Source organism: Collinsella aerofaciens (genome assembly GCF_039752775.1).
Lineage (GTDB): Bacteria > Actinomycetota > Coriobacteriia > Coriobacteriales > Coriobacteriaceae > Collinsella > Collinsella aerofaciens_R.
This window is the reverse complement of the sequence record NZ_JBDMGT010000017.1, coordinates 34,251-48,800: the sequence shown is the minus strand read 5'-3', so window position 1 is coordinate 48,800 and position 14,550 is coordinate 34,251. Positions and strand designations below refer to the sequence as shown.

The window sequence follows — 14,550 nt, the reverse complement described above, 5'->3', positions numbered from 1 at the left end:
AGGGCCTGACCATGGAGGACGTGACGCCCGAGCAGCTCGAGCAGTTTAACGCCGAGGCCAAGGAGACCTGCAAGGCCGAGCGCGAGCGCGTGCTTGCCGCCGGCGGTCTGACCGTCATCGGCACCGAGCGCCATGAATCCCGTCGTATCGACAACCAGCTGCGCGGCCGTTCCGGCCGTCAGGGCGATCCGGGCGAGACTCAGTTCTACCTGTCGCTCGAGGACGACCTCATGCGCCTGTTCGGCGGCGACAAGATGGACCGCGTCTCCAAGATGATGGTCACGGCCGACATGGGCGACGACATGCCCATCCAGCACAAGATCATTTCCAAGGCCGTCGAGAGCGCCCAGCACAAGGTCGAGAGCATCAACTTCTCCATGCGTAAGAGCGTCCTCGAGTACGATGACGTCATGAACAAGCAGCGCCAGGTCATCTACGCCGAGCGTAACAAGATTCTGGATGGCAAGGACCTGACCGACCACATCACCGAGGTCATGCACGACACTGTGTACCGCTGCGTGCAGGAGTTCTGCACCAAGGACAGCCACGATGGCGAGCGCGATCTCGAGGGCCTGCGCAAGTGGGTCGTGGAGCTGACCGGTCATATCGATACGCCCAAGTTCCCCGACGAGGATTACGAGGCCCTGGCTGCCGATGTCCTGGCCTACGTTGAGAAGTGCTACAACATGAAGGCCGAGCGCCTGGGTGAGGACCTCATGCGCGAGCTCAACACCCAGGTCATGTTGCGCGTCATCGATACCCGCTGGATGAACTACCTGCAGGAGATGGACTACCTCAAGACCGGTATCGGCCTGCGCGGCTTTGGTCAGCGCGACCCGCTGGTCGAGTACAAGACCGAGGCTTATGGTGCCTTCCAGATGCTCGTCGACACCATGTACGAGGATTACCTGCGCACCGTCCTGCGCATCGAGATCAAGGCCGCCCCGCACGCCGTGGAGCACAAGGAGGACCCCGCGCTCGAGGGTGCGCACTTCTCCGGCCCCGCCGATGTCGATGGCGACAACGGCAACTCGGTGCTGCGCAAGCAGGCACAGGTGCAGGCTCGTACGGCCGTCCAGGGAGGCCCGGCTGCTGTCAACAACGGCGGCAAGGTGACCACCTACCGCAAGTCAGAGAGCGATGACCCTTATGTCAACGTGGGCCGCAATGACCTTTGCCCCTGCGGCAGCGGCAAGAAGTTCAAGTATTGCCACGGCAGGAATCGTTAATGGCGGAGGCTTTAGAGGTAACGCCCGCCGAGCTGGACGCGTTTGCGGACCGGCTCGGCGAGGTCGAGTCGTATCTTCATTTGGACGAGAAGCGCACGCGCGTGACCGAGCTCGAGGCAAAAAGCGTGGCCCCCGGCTTTTGGGATGACGCCGACGCCGCTCGCGCCACCATGGAGGAGATCGCTCGCGCCAAGGAAGATATCGCTGCCGTGGATACCGCGCGCGGCGAGCTATCTGACGCCCGTGCGGCGCTGGAGCTTGCCGAGGAGATGGGCGACGACCCCGATGCCGCCGCATTGCGCGAGGAGGCTGCGGCCACGGCTGAGCGCCTGGCCCGTGCAATCGACGATCTCGAGCTTTCGAGCTGGTTTACCGGTGAGTTCGATCACGGCGATGCCATTGTGACTATCAAGCCCGGACAGGGTGGTCTGGAGGCCCAGGACTGGACCTTCATGCTCTTTAAGATGTACATGAAGTACTGCCAGCGTCGCGGCTGGAAGGTCACCATCAACGACTGTCCCGCAGCCGAGGTCATCGGCATCGACCGCGCGACCTTTACCGTCGAGGGCAAGGACGCATTTGGCATGCTGCGCGCCGAGGCCGGCGTCCACCGCTTGGTTCGCATTAGCCCCACCGACGACAAGAAGCGCCGCCAGACCACGTTTGCCGGCGTCGAGGTCATCCCCGTGCTACCCGATGATATCGACATCGAGATCAGCCCCGATGACATCCGCGTGGACGTGTACCACGCGAGCGGCCCGGGCGGTCAGGGCGTCAACACCACCGACTCCGCCGTGCGCGTGACGCATTTCCCCAGCGGCATTGTGGTTACCTGTCAAAACGAGCGCAGCCAGATTCAGAACAAGGCCGCGTGCATGCAGATCCTCAAGGCCCGCCTGTACGAGATTGAGCTCGAGAAGCGCGCCGAGGCCCTGGATGAGATCCGCGGACCCAAGACCACGATTGGTTTTGGCAACCAGATTCGCAGCTACGTGCTCTACCCGTACCAGATGGTCAAGGACCTACGCACGGGCGTGGAGACCAGCAATGTCGAGGCCGTTCTTGACGATGGCGACCTGGACCCGTTTGTTATTGGCTACCATCGCTGGGCCACCGGCAACGCCGACGCGGAGACCCCATCTGCTTAAACCGCTCGGGTTTATGTGGAAATGGATTAAAACCCTCCGAGCGGTGTGGTTTTGTATCCAGAGTAAACCCTGCGCAGGGGTGGTTTTTGTTCGGCGAATAGGTAGAATCGAATACAAGAAGAAGTTCAAAGCGCATCCGATGGGGTGCGCTTTTTTGAGGGAGGCAGCATGGCATATCGTCTGGACATCAAGCGCATTCTTTCGATGAACTTCTTTCACGATTTGCCCCAGATCATGTTGGGGTGTGCCTTGGCCGCCATCGCGACCGACCTGTTTTTGATTCCCAACGGTCTTGCCGCCGGTGGCGTTACGGGCCTTGCCACCATTATCCAGGCGGTCGGTGCATCGCGCGGCCTATCGCTTCCCGTTGGTATTCAGACGATCGTGATGAACGCCTTGCTGTTGTTGGTCGTTATGCGCGAGGGTGGCATGTTCTACGTGGTGCAGACCGCGACGGGCTTTGTGCTGCTGGGCTTCTTTACCGATCTGTTCGCTCCGTTTGTAGCACCTCTGGCGGATGCGGACCTGATGCTCCCTGCCATGTGGGGCGGCATTATTACGGGCATCGGTTACGGCATGGTGTTGCGCGCCGGCGCCAACACCGGCGGCTCGGACACGATTGGCCAAATCATCTCGCGTAACACCTCGCTGCCGGTGGGCTCGACCGTCATGGCGATCGATGTCGCCGTATGCGCGCTGTCGGCTCCGGTCTTTTCAATCGAAAACGCACTGTATGCAGGCCTTTCTATGGTCATTAGCGGTTACGTGATCGATGCCGTGGTCGATGGTGGCAACAAGCGCCGTATGGTACTCATCATCTCGGATAAGTTCCCTGATATCGCTGCCGATATCATGTATGGCCTGGGTCGTGGTTGTACCAAGTTTAAGGCGACTGGCATGTATTCGGGTGCCGAGAAGCCGGTGATTATGGTCATCGTGAGCCGTCGAGAGCTCAATACCCTCAAGACGATCGTGCGCGAGCGCGATCCTCACGCCATTGTGACGGTCGCTGACGTTACGGAAGCCTTCGGCGAGGGATTCAAGGACATTAGCGCGTAGGGTCGACTGCGTTCCATCCAAAAGACGTTCACATTGATAAACCGTTTCATCAGCGGTTCTGCCTGCTAAATTGTTCAAATAATGATAAAAACTCTGGTAAAGCCATCAGTTTCCAGCATAATGAATGACGTACGTGCATTGCGGCTGTGTTGGGATTACCTTCGGTGCCGTGCGCATTTTGTCTAATGAGGATGAAAGGAAGGCACAATGAGCGACGAAGAGCTCAAAAAGGTTGCCAACGAGGTAAGGAAGGGCATCGTCACCGGCGTGCACGCTGCCAAGTCCGGCCATCCGGGCGGTTCGCTCGGCGCTGCCGACATCATGACCTATCTGTACTTTGAGGAAATGAACGTCGACCCGGCCGATCCCCGCAAGGCCGATCGCGACCGTTTTGTGCTCTCCAAGGGCCATTGCGCTCCGGGCCTGTACGCCGTGCTCGCCGAGCGTGGGTTCTTCCCCAAGGAGGATCTCGAGACGCTGCGCCATATCGGCAGCCACCTGCAGGGTCATCCCAACATGAACGACACCCCGGGCGTCGACATGTCCACCGGCTCGCTCGGCCAGGGTATCTCCGCCGCCGTGGGTATGGCCGTTGCCGCCAAGCACTGGGGCGATACTTACCGCACGTACGCCCTGCTGGGCGATGGCGAGAGCGAGGAGGGCCAGGTCTGGGAGGCCGCCATGTTTGCCGGCAACCAGCAGCTCGATAACCTCTGCGTGATCGTCGACCACAACGGCCTGCAGATCGACGGCCCCGTCGAGGAGGTCAACGACCCCATGCCGCTCGCCGACAAGTTCCGCGCGTTCAAGTTCCACGTGGTGGAGCTCGCCGACGGCAACGACTTCGACCAGATCCGCGCCGCCTTTGCCGAGGCTCGCGCCACCAAGGGGCAGCCGACCGCCATTATCGCCGAGACCCTGAAGGGCAAGGGCGTGTCCTTTATGGAGAACCAGGTTGGTTGGCACGGCAAGGCCCCCAACGATGAACAGTTTGAGCAGGCCATGGCAGAGCTCACGGCCGCCGGAGAGGAGCTCTAGGATGGCAGACGTCAAAAAAATCGCCACGCGCGTAAGCTACGGCGAGGCCCTCGTCGAGCTCGCCAACGAGCACGATGACTTTGTGGTCCTCGACGCCGACCTGGCCGCCGCCACGCAGACCGGCAAGTTCAAGGCCGCCTGCCCCGACCGCTTCTTCGACGTGGGTATCGCCGAGAGCAACCTGATGGGCGTCGCCGCCGGTATCGCGACCACCGGCCGCGTTGCCTTCGCGAGCACCTTTGCCATGTTCGCAGCCGGCCGCGCTTTTGAGCAGGTCCGTAACTCCATCGGCTACCCGCACCTCAACGTTAAGATTGGTGCCACGCACGCCGGTATCTCGGTGGGCGAGGATGGTGCCACGCACCAGTGCTGCGAGGATATCGCCCTCATGCGCGTCATCCCCGGCATGACTGTGATCGTTCCTGCCGACGACGTCGAGGCCCGCGCCGTGACGCGCGCCGCCTACGAGTGCGACGGTCCGGTGTACATGCGCTTCGCTCGTTTGGCCTCGCCGGTTATCAACGACCCCGAGACCTACAACTTCGAGTTGGGTAAGGGCATTGTCATGCGCGAGGGCGCCGACGTCACCATCATCGCCTGCGGCCTGATGGTCGGCGAGGCTCTCGAGGCCGCCGAGCAGCTCGCTGCCGAGGGCATCGACGCCGAGGTCATCAACATGCACACCATCAAGCCCATCGATGCCGACCTGATCGTCAAGAGCGCCACCAAGACCGGCCACGTCGTGACCGTCGAGGAGCATTCTGTAATCGGTGGCCTGGGCAGCGCCGTTGCCGACGTCCTGTGCGAGCAGTGCCCGACGCCCCTCAAGAAGATCGGCGTCAACGACACCTTTGGCGAGTCCGGCCCGGGTGCCGAGCTCTTGCACAAGTATGGCCTGGACGCCGCCAACATCGTGGCGACCACCAAGGAGTTCTTGGCATAAGGCAAGGCGGATCTCAAGGACTGCTTCGCCAGAACTATGGAAACCCGGCAGGGGCGCTCTCTTGGAGAGCGCCCCTGTTTCAGTTGCGGTGAAATAGGGACTGATTAGACCTTTTAACTGGTAAAACGGTCCCTATTTCACCGCAACTCATGAAGACGCCCCTCAAGCACGGTCCCATCAGGAAAAAGGGCATATATCGACAAAGCGCAATTCAGACCCTTCCAGCTTTGTATTTGCAGCACCTCAAGATAAACGCGGCGACCCCTTAGTTATCGCAGGCCGGGCACAGGGTTACTCTCCAAATCTTTCCGCAGGACGGAGGAGCCCCCGCCGCGCGAAGCGCGCAGCGGGGGCTCCGACATGTCCGAGGACGATTTGGAGAGTAACCCTGTGTCCGGCCGACGGGATCCCTAACCACGCCATGCTTCTTATGTGCAGCAAAGCTAATGCTGCTAAAATACAAAGCGCTCATGTAGTTTAAACGCACGACGATAAGGAGCACCAGTGGGTAACCACTTCCGTACCTCCGGTGCGGGCGATGATGCCCCCAAGACGCAGGCAGGCGTCCAGGGCAGTCGTTTCGCCACTCCGGATTCAGAGGGCCAGCCTGTTGCTCAGGCCCCCGCTCAGCCGGCAGATCAGGCACAGCCGGCATCCGATCCCTTTGCCTACAATCCAACCAGCGATGTCGCGCTTTCCGGCACGGCGGGTTTTGAGCCCGTTCAGGCCGTGACCGCTCGCGTGGAGCAGCCTCAGGCTGGTGCCGCCACGCCGCAGCCTACCATGGCCGGCATTCCCGACCCCTTGGCCCCTGCGACGCCGGCTCCTCAGCCTGCGCAGTCCGGTCTCTTTGCCGCTGTTCCCGACCCCACGCAGCCTGCTGCCCCGGTGGTCGAGAGCGATCAGGCAGCCGAGGTCGCAAGCCTCGATAACGCGCTCAACAACCCCGATTTTACGTCGGTGTTTGCGCCCATCGATCCGCAGGCCAGCCGCAAGAAGATGGCCAAGCAGGCCGGTGTCGAGCCCGTCATCCTTATGGAGCATGTCACCAAGATCTATCCGGCACAGCCCAACAAGCCTGCACTCGACGACATCAACATCGAGATCTATCCGGGCGAGTTCGTCTTCCTGGTCGGTCACTCCGGCTCGGGTAAGACCACGCTGCTGTCGACGCTCAACCGCGACGTCAAGCCGACGAGCGGCCGCATCCTGGTTGCCGGTCAGGACCTCATGAAGATCAAGAACCGCAAGGTTCCGTTCCTGCGCCGCCAGATTGGCGCCGTGTTCCAGGACTTTAAGCTTCTGCCGCAAAAGACCGCCTACGAAAACGTGGCGTTTGCCCTGCAGTGCATCGGCAAGCCCAAGGGCGTCATTCGCAGCCAGGTGCCCGAGGTGCTGCGCCTGGTCGGTCTGGCCGATCAGATGGACTCGCTGCCCGACCAGCTTTCCGGTGGCGAGCAGCAGCGCGTTGCCGTCGCCCGTGCTATGGTCAACCGTCCGCCGCTGCTGATCTGCGACGAGCCCACGGGCAACCTCGACCCGGCGATCTCGCTGGGCATCATGAAGCTGCTTGAGCGTATTAACCGCACCGGCACCACCGTGATCGTCGCCACGCACGACCGCGAGATGGTCGATAGCATGCACCGTCGCGTGATCGCCCTCGAGGGCGGCCACGTCATCCGCGACCAGGAGAGGGGAGGTTACGGCAACTATGGCACCAACTAACGTGGGCTACTCCTTCAAAGAGGCAATCAGCCACTTCTTCCGTAACTGGACTACCTCGCTCGGCGCCGTCATCACGATCTTCCTTTCGCTGTTTATCATCGGCCTGTTCATCATGGGCTCTGCGATGCTGAACTCCGTGATCGGCACCGTCGAGGATCAGGTTGTCATCAACGCGTTCATTAGTGATGACGCCGATCAGGCCGATGTTCAGGCTTTTGAGGCCGAGCTTAAGACGTGGAATAACGTCAAGTCCGTGACCTATAAGGACAAGGACGACGCGCTGGCCGAGTATACGAGCAAGATGTCGGGCAACGCCGACGCCACCATGAGCGCGCTCGATGGCCAGAACCCGCTGCCGGCTTCCTTCGCTATTGAGATGGACGATCCGTCCAAGGTCGAGAGCACGGCAAAGAAGCTCAAGAAGGATGCCGATTTCCAGAAGATCGCGGATGACGGCGACGTCAACGCGAGCGTGCTGTACGGCCAGGAGGAAGTGAGCCGCCTGTTCCAGGTGACCAACTACATCCGCATCGCCGCCGTGGTGCTCGTTGGTCTTCTGACCTTTATCGCATTCATCTTCATCAACAACACGATTCGCCTGTCCATCACGGCGCGTCGTCGTGAGATTGCGATTATGCGTCTGGTCGGCGCCAGCAACGGCTTCATTCGTGGCCCGTTTATCACCGAGGGCGTGCTGCAGGCCATTTTGGGCTCGCTGCTTTCCATCGGCGTTCTGGAGCTGCTGCGCAATCTGATGATTCCGCGTCTGCAGGAGAGCATCGGCTGGATGTCGTTTGCCCTGCCGATGCGGTACTACCTGGTGACCTATGCTGCGCTGATTCTGGTCGGTGTGATTATCGGTCTCTTTGGTTCTGCCATCGCCATGCGCCGCTACCTGCGCGTGTAGGCATGCTTGGAATTCATCCCTTCCAACGGGTCGTCTCTTATGGGGCGGCCCGTTTTTTGATCCCTAGGGGACGGCAGGAAAGCGAATCATTTGGGTAGACTCTTTGGAGTTCGCAATCGATAGTTAGGAGGCGCCATGGGGCGCAATAACAAGCATAAGCGTGGAGCTCGCAATCAGCGCGGGCCGGTGCGCAGCGAACGCCGTCCGAGCCTGACCGGGCGCGTGCAGCTCCATGAGCATAGCGCCTACGTTGTAACCGAAAACGGCGACTACAAGGTCATGGGCCGCGGTAAGCGCGAGATCATGGATGGCGATACCGTTGCCGTGAGCATTAAGAACAGCCCGCACGGTGAGCGGCGCGCCGTGATCGAAAGCGTGGTTGAGCGTGCAGCCATAAGCGTGGTGGGCACGTACCAGACCGCCGGTCCGCTCGGTGTGATCGAGCCGCTCGATTCGCGTCTGAAGGCCGACTTCTTCATTCTGCCCGAGGATACCTCGGCGGATCGTCTGGGTGTCCACCCGGGTGATGCTGTTGTCGCGCGCATTTTGACCTACCCGACGCGCCTGGAATCGGGTACCGTGACGATCGAGCGCCGCATTGGCGGAGATGACGCGCCCGATTTGGGCGTTCAATATGTGATGGCGCGTTACGGCTATACCGATAGCTATCCCGAGGCCGCGCTGGACGAGGCCGAGGGGCTTTCGCTCGATGTGTCCGCGGCGCTTAAGGACCCGCTCCGCCGCGATCTGCGCGACCGCTTTGTCATCACGATCGACCCGGTCGACGCGCGCGACTTTGACGATGCCATTTCGTTGGAGCGCACGCCCGAGGGTGGCTACAAGCTGGGTGTGCATATCGCCGACGTTTCACACTATGTGGCTTGGGACGGGCATATCGATCTTGAGGCTCGCCATCGTACGACATCGGTGTATCTGGCCGATCGCGTGCTTCCCATGCTGCCCGAACGCCTGTCCTGTGACCTGTGCTCGCTTCGCCCTGACGAGGACCGTCTTGCGTTTACCGTTGACATTGAGCTCGATGCACAGGGTCGCGTGCGGCATTACGATCCGTACCCCAGCGTGATTCGCTCGCGTGTGCGTATGGACTATGACGGCGCCGAGGCGCTGCTGGTGCGTGCCGGCGCGGTTGAGTATTCGGTGCTGGAGGGTGCAGCCGAGGATGTTGCGGCTGCCGAGACCTCGCGCGAGGAAGCGCTTGAGCGCGGTCTTGCGTGCGAGGAGGCCGCCCGCGGCTACAACATCGACCTCGGCGATTTCCTTGTCTCCGCTAACGAACTCGCCGAACTTCGCCGTCGTATTCGTCGCGCCCGCGGCTCAGTCGATTTTGACACAGCCGAGATTCGCGCTCTATTGAATGAGGACGGAGTGCCCGTGCAGATTGTGGCGCGTGAGCGTTCGTGTGCCACGTCGCTTATCGAGGAAGCCATGCTGCTCGCCAACGAGTGCGTTGCAGAGTGGCTGGCAGACCGTGATATCGAGGCCTGCTATCGCGTGCATGAAGATCCGAGCCCCGATAGCCTGCACGGTGCCGCCGTTGCGCTGGCGCAGCTAGGCATCATCGACGATCGCCGTGCTGCCGGTATTGCCCTGGGGAGCCCCGATGAGCTGCAGGCTGCAGTTGATGCTGCCGCCGGTACGGCCAACGCACCGCTCGTTAACACGCTGCTTCTGCGCAGCATGCAGCGCGCGCTGTACAAGCCGCGCAACGAGGGCCACTTTGCGCTCGCCGCGCCGTGCTACTGTCACTTTACGAGTCCCATCCGTCGCTACCCCGATCTGGTGGTGCACCGCGTACTCAAGCTGCAGTTGGCCTATGAGCAGCTGGGCGGCAAGGACGCCCTGGTCCGTACGCCGCGCCTGATCGGCAAGGGGCGCGAGTCACTGCCGCGCATTCTGCCGCAGATCTGCCGCGCATGCAGCGATGCCGAGCGCGCGGCAGATGCCGCCAGCCATGCGACGCAAAAGATCAAGATTGCCCAGTACTATGAGGACCGTCTGGGCGAGCGCTATGCCGGAACCGTCTCGTGGGTTAGCAGCATGGGCCTTTTTGTGCGCTTGGACCTAACGCAGGTCGAAGGCTTGGTTTCGATCAAGAGTCTGGGCAACGAGTGGTTCGAGTTCGACGAGGACGCGCTCACGCTCACAGGTGCCGACACGGGCACCCGTTACGAGCTGGGGCAGCGCGTGATTATCGAGGTCTCGCGCGTCAATACCACGCGTGGGCACTTGGACTTTAAGCTTATCCATTAGCCAAATCCCGACTCATGGTGGGGGAGCGGAGGGCGGCCTTTCGGGACCGCCCTTCGCATTTGAATCGTGGCTACCTTGCCGTCTGCTCGGCCGCCCGCTTACCTGCTATTTGAGAGGTAAAACCTACCAAAATAAACCTGTCCCTTTTGGCAGGTTTACAAGAAAGCGGGGATGAGATGGCGACGGTGTACGGTTATGCGCGGGTGAGTTCGCGCGATCAGAATCTTAATCGGCAGCTGGATGCGCTGGGCGCCTATGGCGTGGGCTCGGCGAATATTTATGCCGACCATGCGAGCGGCAAGGACTTCGATCGACCGCGTTATCGCGAGCTGCTGCACGTCCTGGGAGACGGGGACGTGCTGGTGGTGCTTTCTATCGACCGACTTGGCCGTAATTACTCCGAGATTCTTGAGGAATGGCGACGCATTACCAAGGTGCTCGGGGTTGCCATTGTGGTGTTGGATATGCCATTGCTTGACACGCGCGCCAGGGCCAGCGGCGCGCCGGATGTGACTAACACCCTGATTGCTGATATTGTGCTGCAGCTGCTGAGCTACGTGGCGCAGGTGGAGCGCGAGAATATCCATCGGCGCCAGGCGGAGGGGATTGCAGCGGCGCGGGCGCGAGGGGTCCGTTTCGGTCGACCTCGCAAGCCATGCCCTCCTCAGTTTGAGCTGGTGCGCGATAGCTATGAGGCGGGCGATATTACCCGCAGCCAGGCAGCAAAGTGCCTGGGCGTGTGCGTGGGGACGTTCGATCGCTGGATGCGCGAGGCGGGGTAGGGTTTTGCGTCGCTTTGTCGCTTCCTGTTGCGATTCAAATTTTGATACGGTGACGATGCCATTTGGGGCTACACTCGCTGATATTCAAAAAAGGAGGTTGACCCTTGGCGCGCGTAAAACAAATAATCGGATGGACCGCGATCGTTCTGTTCGCTGCAACGCTGGCGGGCATCTGGGTGCTGACGGAGCAAAATGCGGTGGAGACGTCGTTGCTGAGCGAGTCCACCGCGCGTGTGGTGGAGGGTCAGGCTACGGGCGTTCAGGCTGTCGATGCCACGGGTGAAGCCCAGACGGAGAACGGAATGACCGGGGGCACCGATTCGGCTGCCTCGAATGTCCGGTCTGGCCGACTTGCTTCCATTCGCATGTGGGTGGGCACGAACGTCCGTCGCGTTGCCCATACCGTAGAGTTTTTCTTCGTCGGATTGTTCGCCTCGGTGGTCGTGGCTTGCTTTTCCAGGCGTCCGTGGAGCGTATGCTCCCGTTGCGTGCCCGTATTGCTCTTTTGCGCCGCCTGCTCCGTTGGCGATCAGGTACATAAGATCTTTGTTCCCGGCAGGCATTTCGACGTTATCGATTTAGGATTCGATGCTGCGGGCTATGTCATCGCCATGCTGTTGGTATTGCTGACGGCGGCGTTGGTGCGCCATGCGACTCGGCCGATCGGCGCCCATGCGAGGCGCTAGCCGGTAACAAACCCGTTTCTGATAATGCGACCTTGTTGAATTATTTTGTGTCGCGCGTATTTCCGAGCGGTCGGATTTGAGGGGCGAGCGGTAGAACGCTCGCCCTTTGTGCGCCACGATGCGGCACAATGTACCGCAAAAGCTGTTTGTATCCGGTACGAATCGTTCGTTGGTCTTTAATTTCAAGACTTTAGTCCGCTGGCCGCGCAGCGGCCAGCTTTGAACCACCCGCTACGCGGGTGGAGACAAACGGCTTTACAAAGCCACCCCTCCGACCGATATTGACGATTGTTCAGGCCGTCAAGAATTCGAGTCGAAGGGGTGGTCGCCATGGCCCAGAAGGCCTACAGCCTTTCCCACACGAAGTGGATGTGCAAGTACCACGTCGTGTTCACGCCGAAGTATAGGCGCAAAGTGATCTACAACCAAATCAGGAGCGACATAGGGGAGATCCTCAGGAAGCTGTGCGAGTACAAGGGGATCGAGATAATCGAGGGGCACCTGATGCCCGACCACGTGCACGTGCTGCTGGCGATCCCGCCGAAGTACAGCGTCGCGAGCGTCATGGGCTACCTGAAGGGGAAGAGCTCGCTGATGATATTCGACAGGCACGCCAACCTCAAGTACAAGTTCGGCAACAGGAAGTTCTGGGCGGAGGGCTACTACGTGTCCACCGTCGGCCTGAACGAGGCGACGATCGCCAAGTACATCAGGGAGCAGGAGTCCCACGACATCGCGCTGGACAAGCTGAGCGTGAAGGAGTACGAGGACCCCTTCAAGAGGGGGTGATGCTGCCGGTTCGACCGGCGCGCCACGGGTCAAGATGCACTAGGCCTGGACGAAGTCCGGGCCCGCGCCTTTAGACGCGAGCCCGGGGCCCGTGGGTTATACCCTAAGAGCAAACCACCCTTTTTAAGGGTGGTTCTGATTCTTCTCAACGGAGGTGTTTGAGATGGCAAACGGATTGCTTTTGCGGCTTCGCGAGCGTGAGCTTAGCGCGAGCCCGGCGGAACGCAATGTCATCGCATATGTAAGCGCTCATCCGCACGAGGTGGTCGGGCTGTCCGTCCGCGGTCTTGCCGATGTCACGTTCTCCTCGCCCTCGAGCATTTTGCGCTTTTGCAAGCGTTTGGGTTTTGCGGGCTACAAGGAGTTCCAGCGCGAACTGATTGCCGAGCTGGCGCTCTTAGGTGACAAGAAAGACGTAGCCCTCGAGGACATCTCCATGGATGACAGCGTCGAACGTATCGTGGGGAAGGTGATGAAAAGCAACGTGCGCACGATCGAGGCGACGGCGCGAACGCTCGATTACACCGTCTTGGAGCGATGCGCGGCCCGTCTTAAGCGGGCACGCGCGGTCAATCTGTTCGGTATTGGTGCCTCTCGTTTGGTCGCGCACGACCTGGCGCAAAAGCTCATGCGTGTCGACAAAGAGTGCCATCTGTACGACGACTGGCATGATCAGCTCTTATGTGCCAAGAACATGCATGAGGGCGATATGGCAATCGCCTTTAGCTACTCGGGCTTGACGCAAGAGGTGCTGGACTGCACCGCCGAGGCTCAACGTCACAACTGTCCCGTTGTGGCCGTTACCAAAGTAGATGGATCATCCAAGCTTGCCACCATGGCCGATGCCGTGCTCGGCGTTGCTGCGAGTGAACCCTTGGTCCGCAGCGGTGCCATGGCTTCGCGTATGGCCCAGCTTATGGTTGTCGATGCCCTTTACGCTGCTTACGTTGCCAGCGACTACGAACGGGCGACGCATGTCATTAAGCAAAACTACATCGAGAAACAGGAAAGATGAGGTGAATGAAATGCTCGATTTAACAAAATTCACGACCGAACAGCGTAATCAAAGGTCAATGGACCTCGATACGATGACATCGCTGCAAATCGTCACGACGATGAACGATGAGGATCTTCGTGCCGTCCAGTCGGTCACGAAAGTGTTGCCCCAGGTTGCCACAGCAATCGACTGGGCTGCTGAGGCACTCGAGCGCGGCGGGCGCGTCTTTTACATGGGCGCAGGCACCAGCGGTCGTCTGGGCGTACTCGACGCTTCGGAGTGTCCGCCCACGTTTGGCGTGTCACCCGATCTGATTGTCGGGCTCATTGCCGGAGGCGAGACGGCGTTTATCAAGGCTGTCGAAGGTGCCGAAGACAGCGATGAGCTTGGCGCGAACGACCTGCGAGAGCGTGGACTCTCGGACAAGGATCTTGTCGTTGGCCTGGCGGCAAGCGGCCGTACTCCTTATGTGGTGGGCGGCCTTGCGTACGCCAAGGCAACTGGGTGCAAGACCATTGCAATTGCCTGCAACCAAGGGTCGAAGATCGGGGAGAGCGCAGATCTTGCCATTGAGCCCGTGCCCGGTCCCGAGGTGCTGACCGGCTCAACGAGGCTCAAGGCGGGAACGGTTCAAAAGCTCATTCTCAACATGATTTCGACCGGTGCCATGGTCAAGATCGGCAAGGTATACCAAAACCTGATGGTCGATGTGCAGCAGACGAACGAGAAGTTGGTGGTGCGCGGCCAGAACATCGTGATGGAGGCGACCGGCTGTACGCGCGAGCGCGCCGTTCAGGCGCTTGCAGATGCCGGCGGCCATGTAAAAACCGCTATTGTCTCGGTACTGTTGGACCGCGATGCCGAGCAGGCTACGGTAGCTCTTGAGCGGGCGCGAGGCCATGTCCGTGCTGCGGTGAGTGGCCATGAGAAGAGCAATGCCGACGCCCAATAGGTGCGCGGCGTGAGCTGATATGAC

The 14,550-nt window shown here is 60.5% G+C and carries 13 protein-coding genes; all 13 read left to right on the top strand.

The features are described 5' to 3' along the window. Positions 1-1,229, top strand: a 1,229-nt coding sequence (locus ABHR63_RS06020) for a preprotein translocase subunit SecA (protein WP_346965906.1), incomplete at its 5' end; no start/stop codon positions are given. After that, positions 1,229-2,377 (top strand): peptide chain release factor 2, encoded by a 1,149-nt coding sequence (prfB, locus tag ABHR63_RS06015; protein ID WP_346964946.1) that lies wholly within the window; start codon positions 1,229-1,231, stop codon positions 2,375-2,377. The genes ABHR63_RS06020 and prfB, both read left to right, overlap by 1 nt. Before the next feature lie 168 nt (positions 2,378-2,545). After that, complete coding sequence (locus tag ABHR63_RS06010) at positions 2,546-3,436, top strand: YitT family protein (RefSeq protein ID WP_035137417.1); 891 nt, start codon at positions 2,546-2,548, stop codon at positions 3,434-3,436. 207 nt (positions 3,437-3,643) lie between these two features. Then, entirely contained in the window at positions 3,644-4,474 is an 831-nt protein-coding gene (locus ABHR63_RS06005; protein WP_035137416.1) for a transketolase, read from the top strand. A gap of 1 nt (position 4,475) precedes the next feature. Beyond that, a complete protein-coding gene (locus ABHR63_RS06000) occupies positions 4,476-5,417 on the top strand; it encodes a transketolase family protein (protein WP_117769460.1) in 942 nt (313 codons plus the stop codon). 504 nt (positions 5,418-5,921) lie between these two features. Then, the gene (gene ftsE, locus ABHR63_RS05995; RefSeq protein ID WP_346965383.1) at positions 5,922-7,142 is read left to right on the top strand and encodes a cell division ATP-binding protein FtsE; all 1,221 of its coding nucleotides are present in this window, start codon (positions 5,922-5,924) and stop codon (positions 7,140-7,142) included. Further along, entirely contained in the window at positions 7,129-8,049 is a 921-nt protein-coding gene (ftsX, locus tag ABHR63_RS05990) for a permease-like cell division protein FtsX (RefSeq protein ID WP_346965382.1), read from the top strand. The genes ftsE and ftsX overlap by 14 nt, the downstream gene beginning before the upstream one ends. Before the next feature lie 135 nt (positions 8,050-8,184). Continuing rightward, positions 8,185-10,320, top strand: a complete 2,136-nt coding sequence (locus ABHR63_RS05985; RefSeq protein WP_346965904.1) for a ribonuclease R family protein — start codon at positions 8,185-8,187, stop codon at positions 10,318-10,320. A 176-nt stretch (positions 10,321-10,496) separates the two neighbouring features. Next, on the top strand, positions 10,497-11,102 hold the full coding sequence (locus tag ABHR63_RS05980; RefSeq protein WP_195919687.1) for a recombinase family protein: 606 nt from the start codon (positions 10,497-10,499) through the stop codon (positions 11,100-11,102). Between the two features lie 104 nt (positions 11,103-11,206). After that, the gene (locus ABHR63_RS05975) at positions 11,207-11,788 is read left to right on the top strand and encodes a VanZ family protein (RefSeq protein ID WP_270226327.1); all 582 of its coding nucleotides are present in this window, start codon (positions 11,207-11,209) and stop codon (positions 11,786-11,788) included. Between the two features lie 330 nt (positions 11,789-12,118). Next, a complete protein-coding gene (gene tnpA, locus ABHR63_RS05970) occupies positions 12,119-12,577 on the top strand; it encodes an IS200/IS605 family transposase (RefSeq protein ID WP_346965902.1) in 459 nt (152 codons plus the stop codon). A gap of 163 nt (positions 12,578-12,740) precedes the next feature. Continuing rightward, a complete protein-coding gene (locus tag ABHR63_RS05965; RefSeq protein WP_055310345.1) occupies positions 12,741-13,592 on the top strand; it encodes a MurR/RpiR family transcriptional regulator in 852 nt (283 codons plus the stop codon). A gap of 10 nt (positions 13,593-13,602) precedes the next feature. After that, positions 13,603-14,526 (top strand): N-acetylmuramic acid 6-phosphate etherase, encoded by a 924-nt coding sequence (gene murQ, locus ABHR63_RS05960; RefSeq protein ID WP_346965380.1) that lies wholly within the window; start codon positions 13,603-13,605, stop codon positions 14,524-14,526. The last annotated feature ends 24 nt before the right edge of the window (positions 14,527-14,550 follow it).

Bases quoted from the DNA above. Each gene is read 5' to 3' on its own strand.
- ABHR63_RS06005 (WP_035137416.1), top strand. From the start codon at position 3,644: ATGAGCGACGAAGAGCTCAAAAAGGTTGCCAACGAGGTAAGGAAGGGC.
- ABHR63_RS06010 (WP_035137417.1), top strand. From the start codon at position 2,546: ATGGCATATCGTCTGGACATCAAGCGCATTCTTTCGATGAACTTCTTT.
- ABHR63_RS06000 (WP_117769460.1), top strand. From the start codon at position 4,476: ATGGCAGACGTCAAAAAAATCGCCACGCGCGTAAGCTACGGCGAGGCC.
- ABHR63_RS05965 (WP_055310345.1), top strand. From the start codon at position 12,741: ATGGCAAACGGATTGCTTTTGCGGCTTCGCGAGCGTGAGCTTAGCGCG.
- ABHR63_RS05985 (WP_346965904.1), top strand. From the start codon at position 8,185: ATGGGGCGCAATAACAAGCATAAGCGTGGAGCTCGCAATCAGCGCGGG.
- ftsX (WP_346965382.1), top strand. From the start codon at position 7,129: ATGGCACCAACTAACGTGGGCTACTCCTTCAAAGAGGCAATCAGCCAC.
- ABHR63_RS05980 (WP_195919687.1), top strand. From the start codon at position 10,497: ATGGCGACGGTGTACGGTTATGCGCGGGTGAGTTCGCGCGATCAGAAT.
- prfB (WP_346964946.1), top strand. From the start codon at position 1,229: ATGGCGGAGGCTTTAGAGGTAACGCCCGCCGAGCTGGACGCGTTTGCG.
- tnpA (WP_346965902.1), top strand. From the start codon at position 12,119: ATGGCCCAGAAGGCCTACAGCCTTTCCCACACGAAGTGGATGTGCAAG.
- murQ (WP_346965380.1), top strand. From the start codon at position 13,603: ATGCTCGATTTAACAAAATTCACGACCGAACAGCGTAATCAAAGGTCA.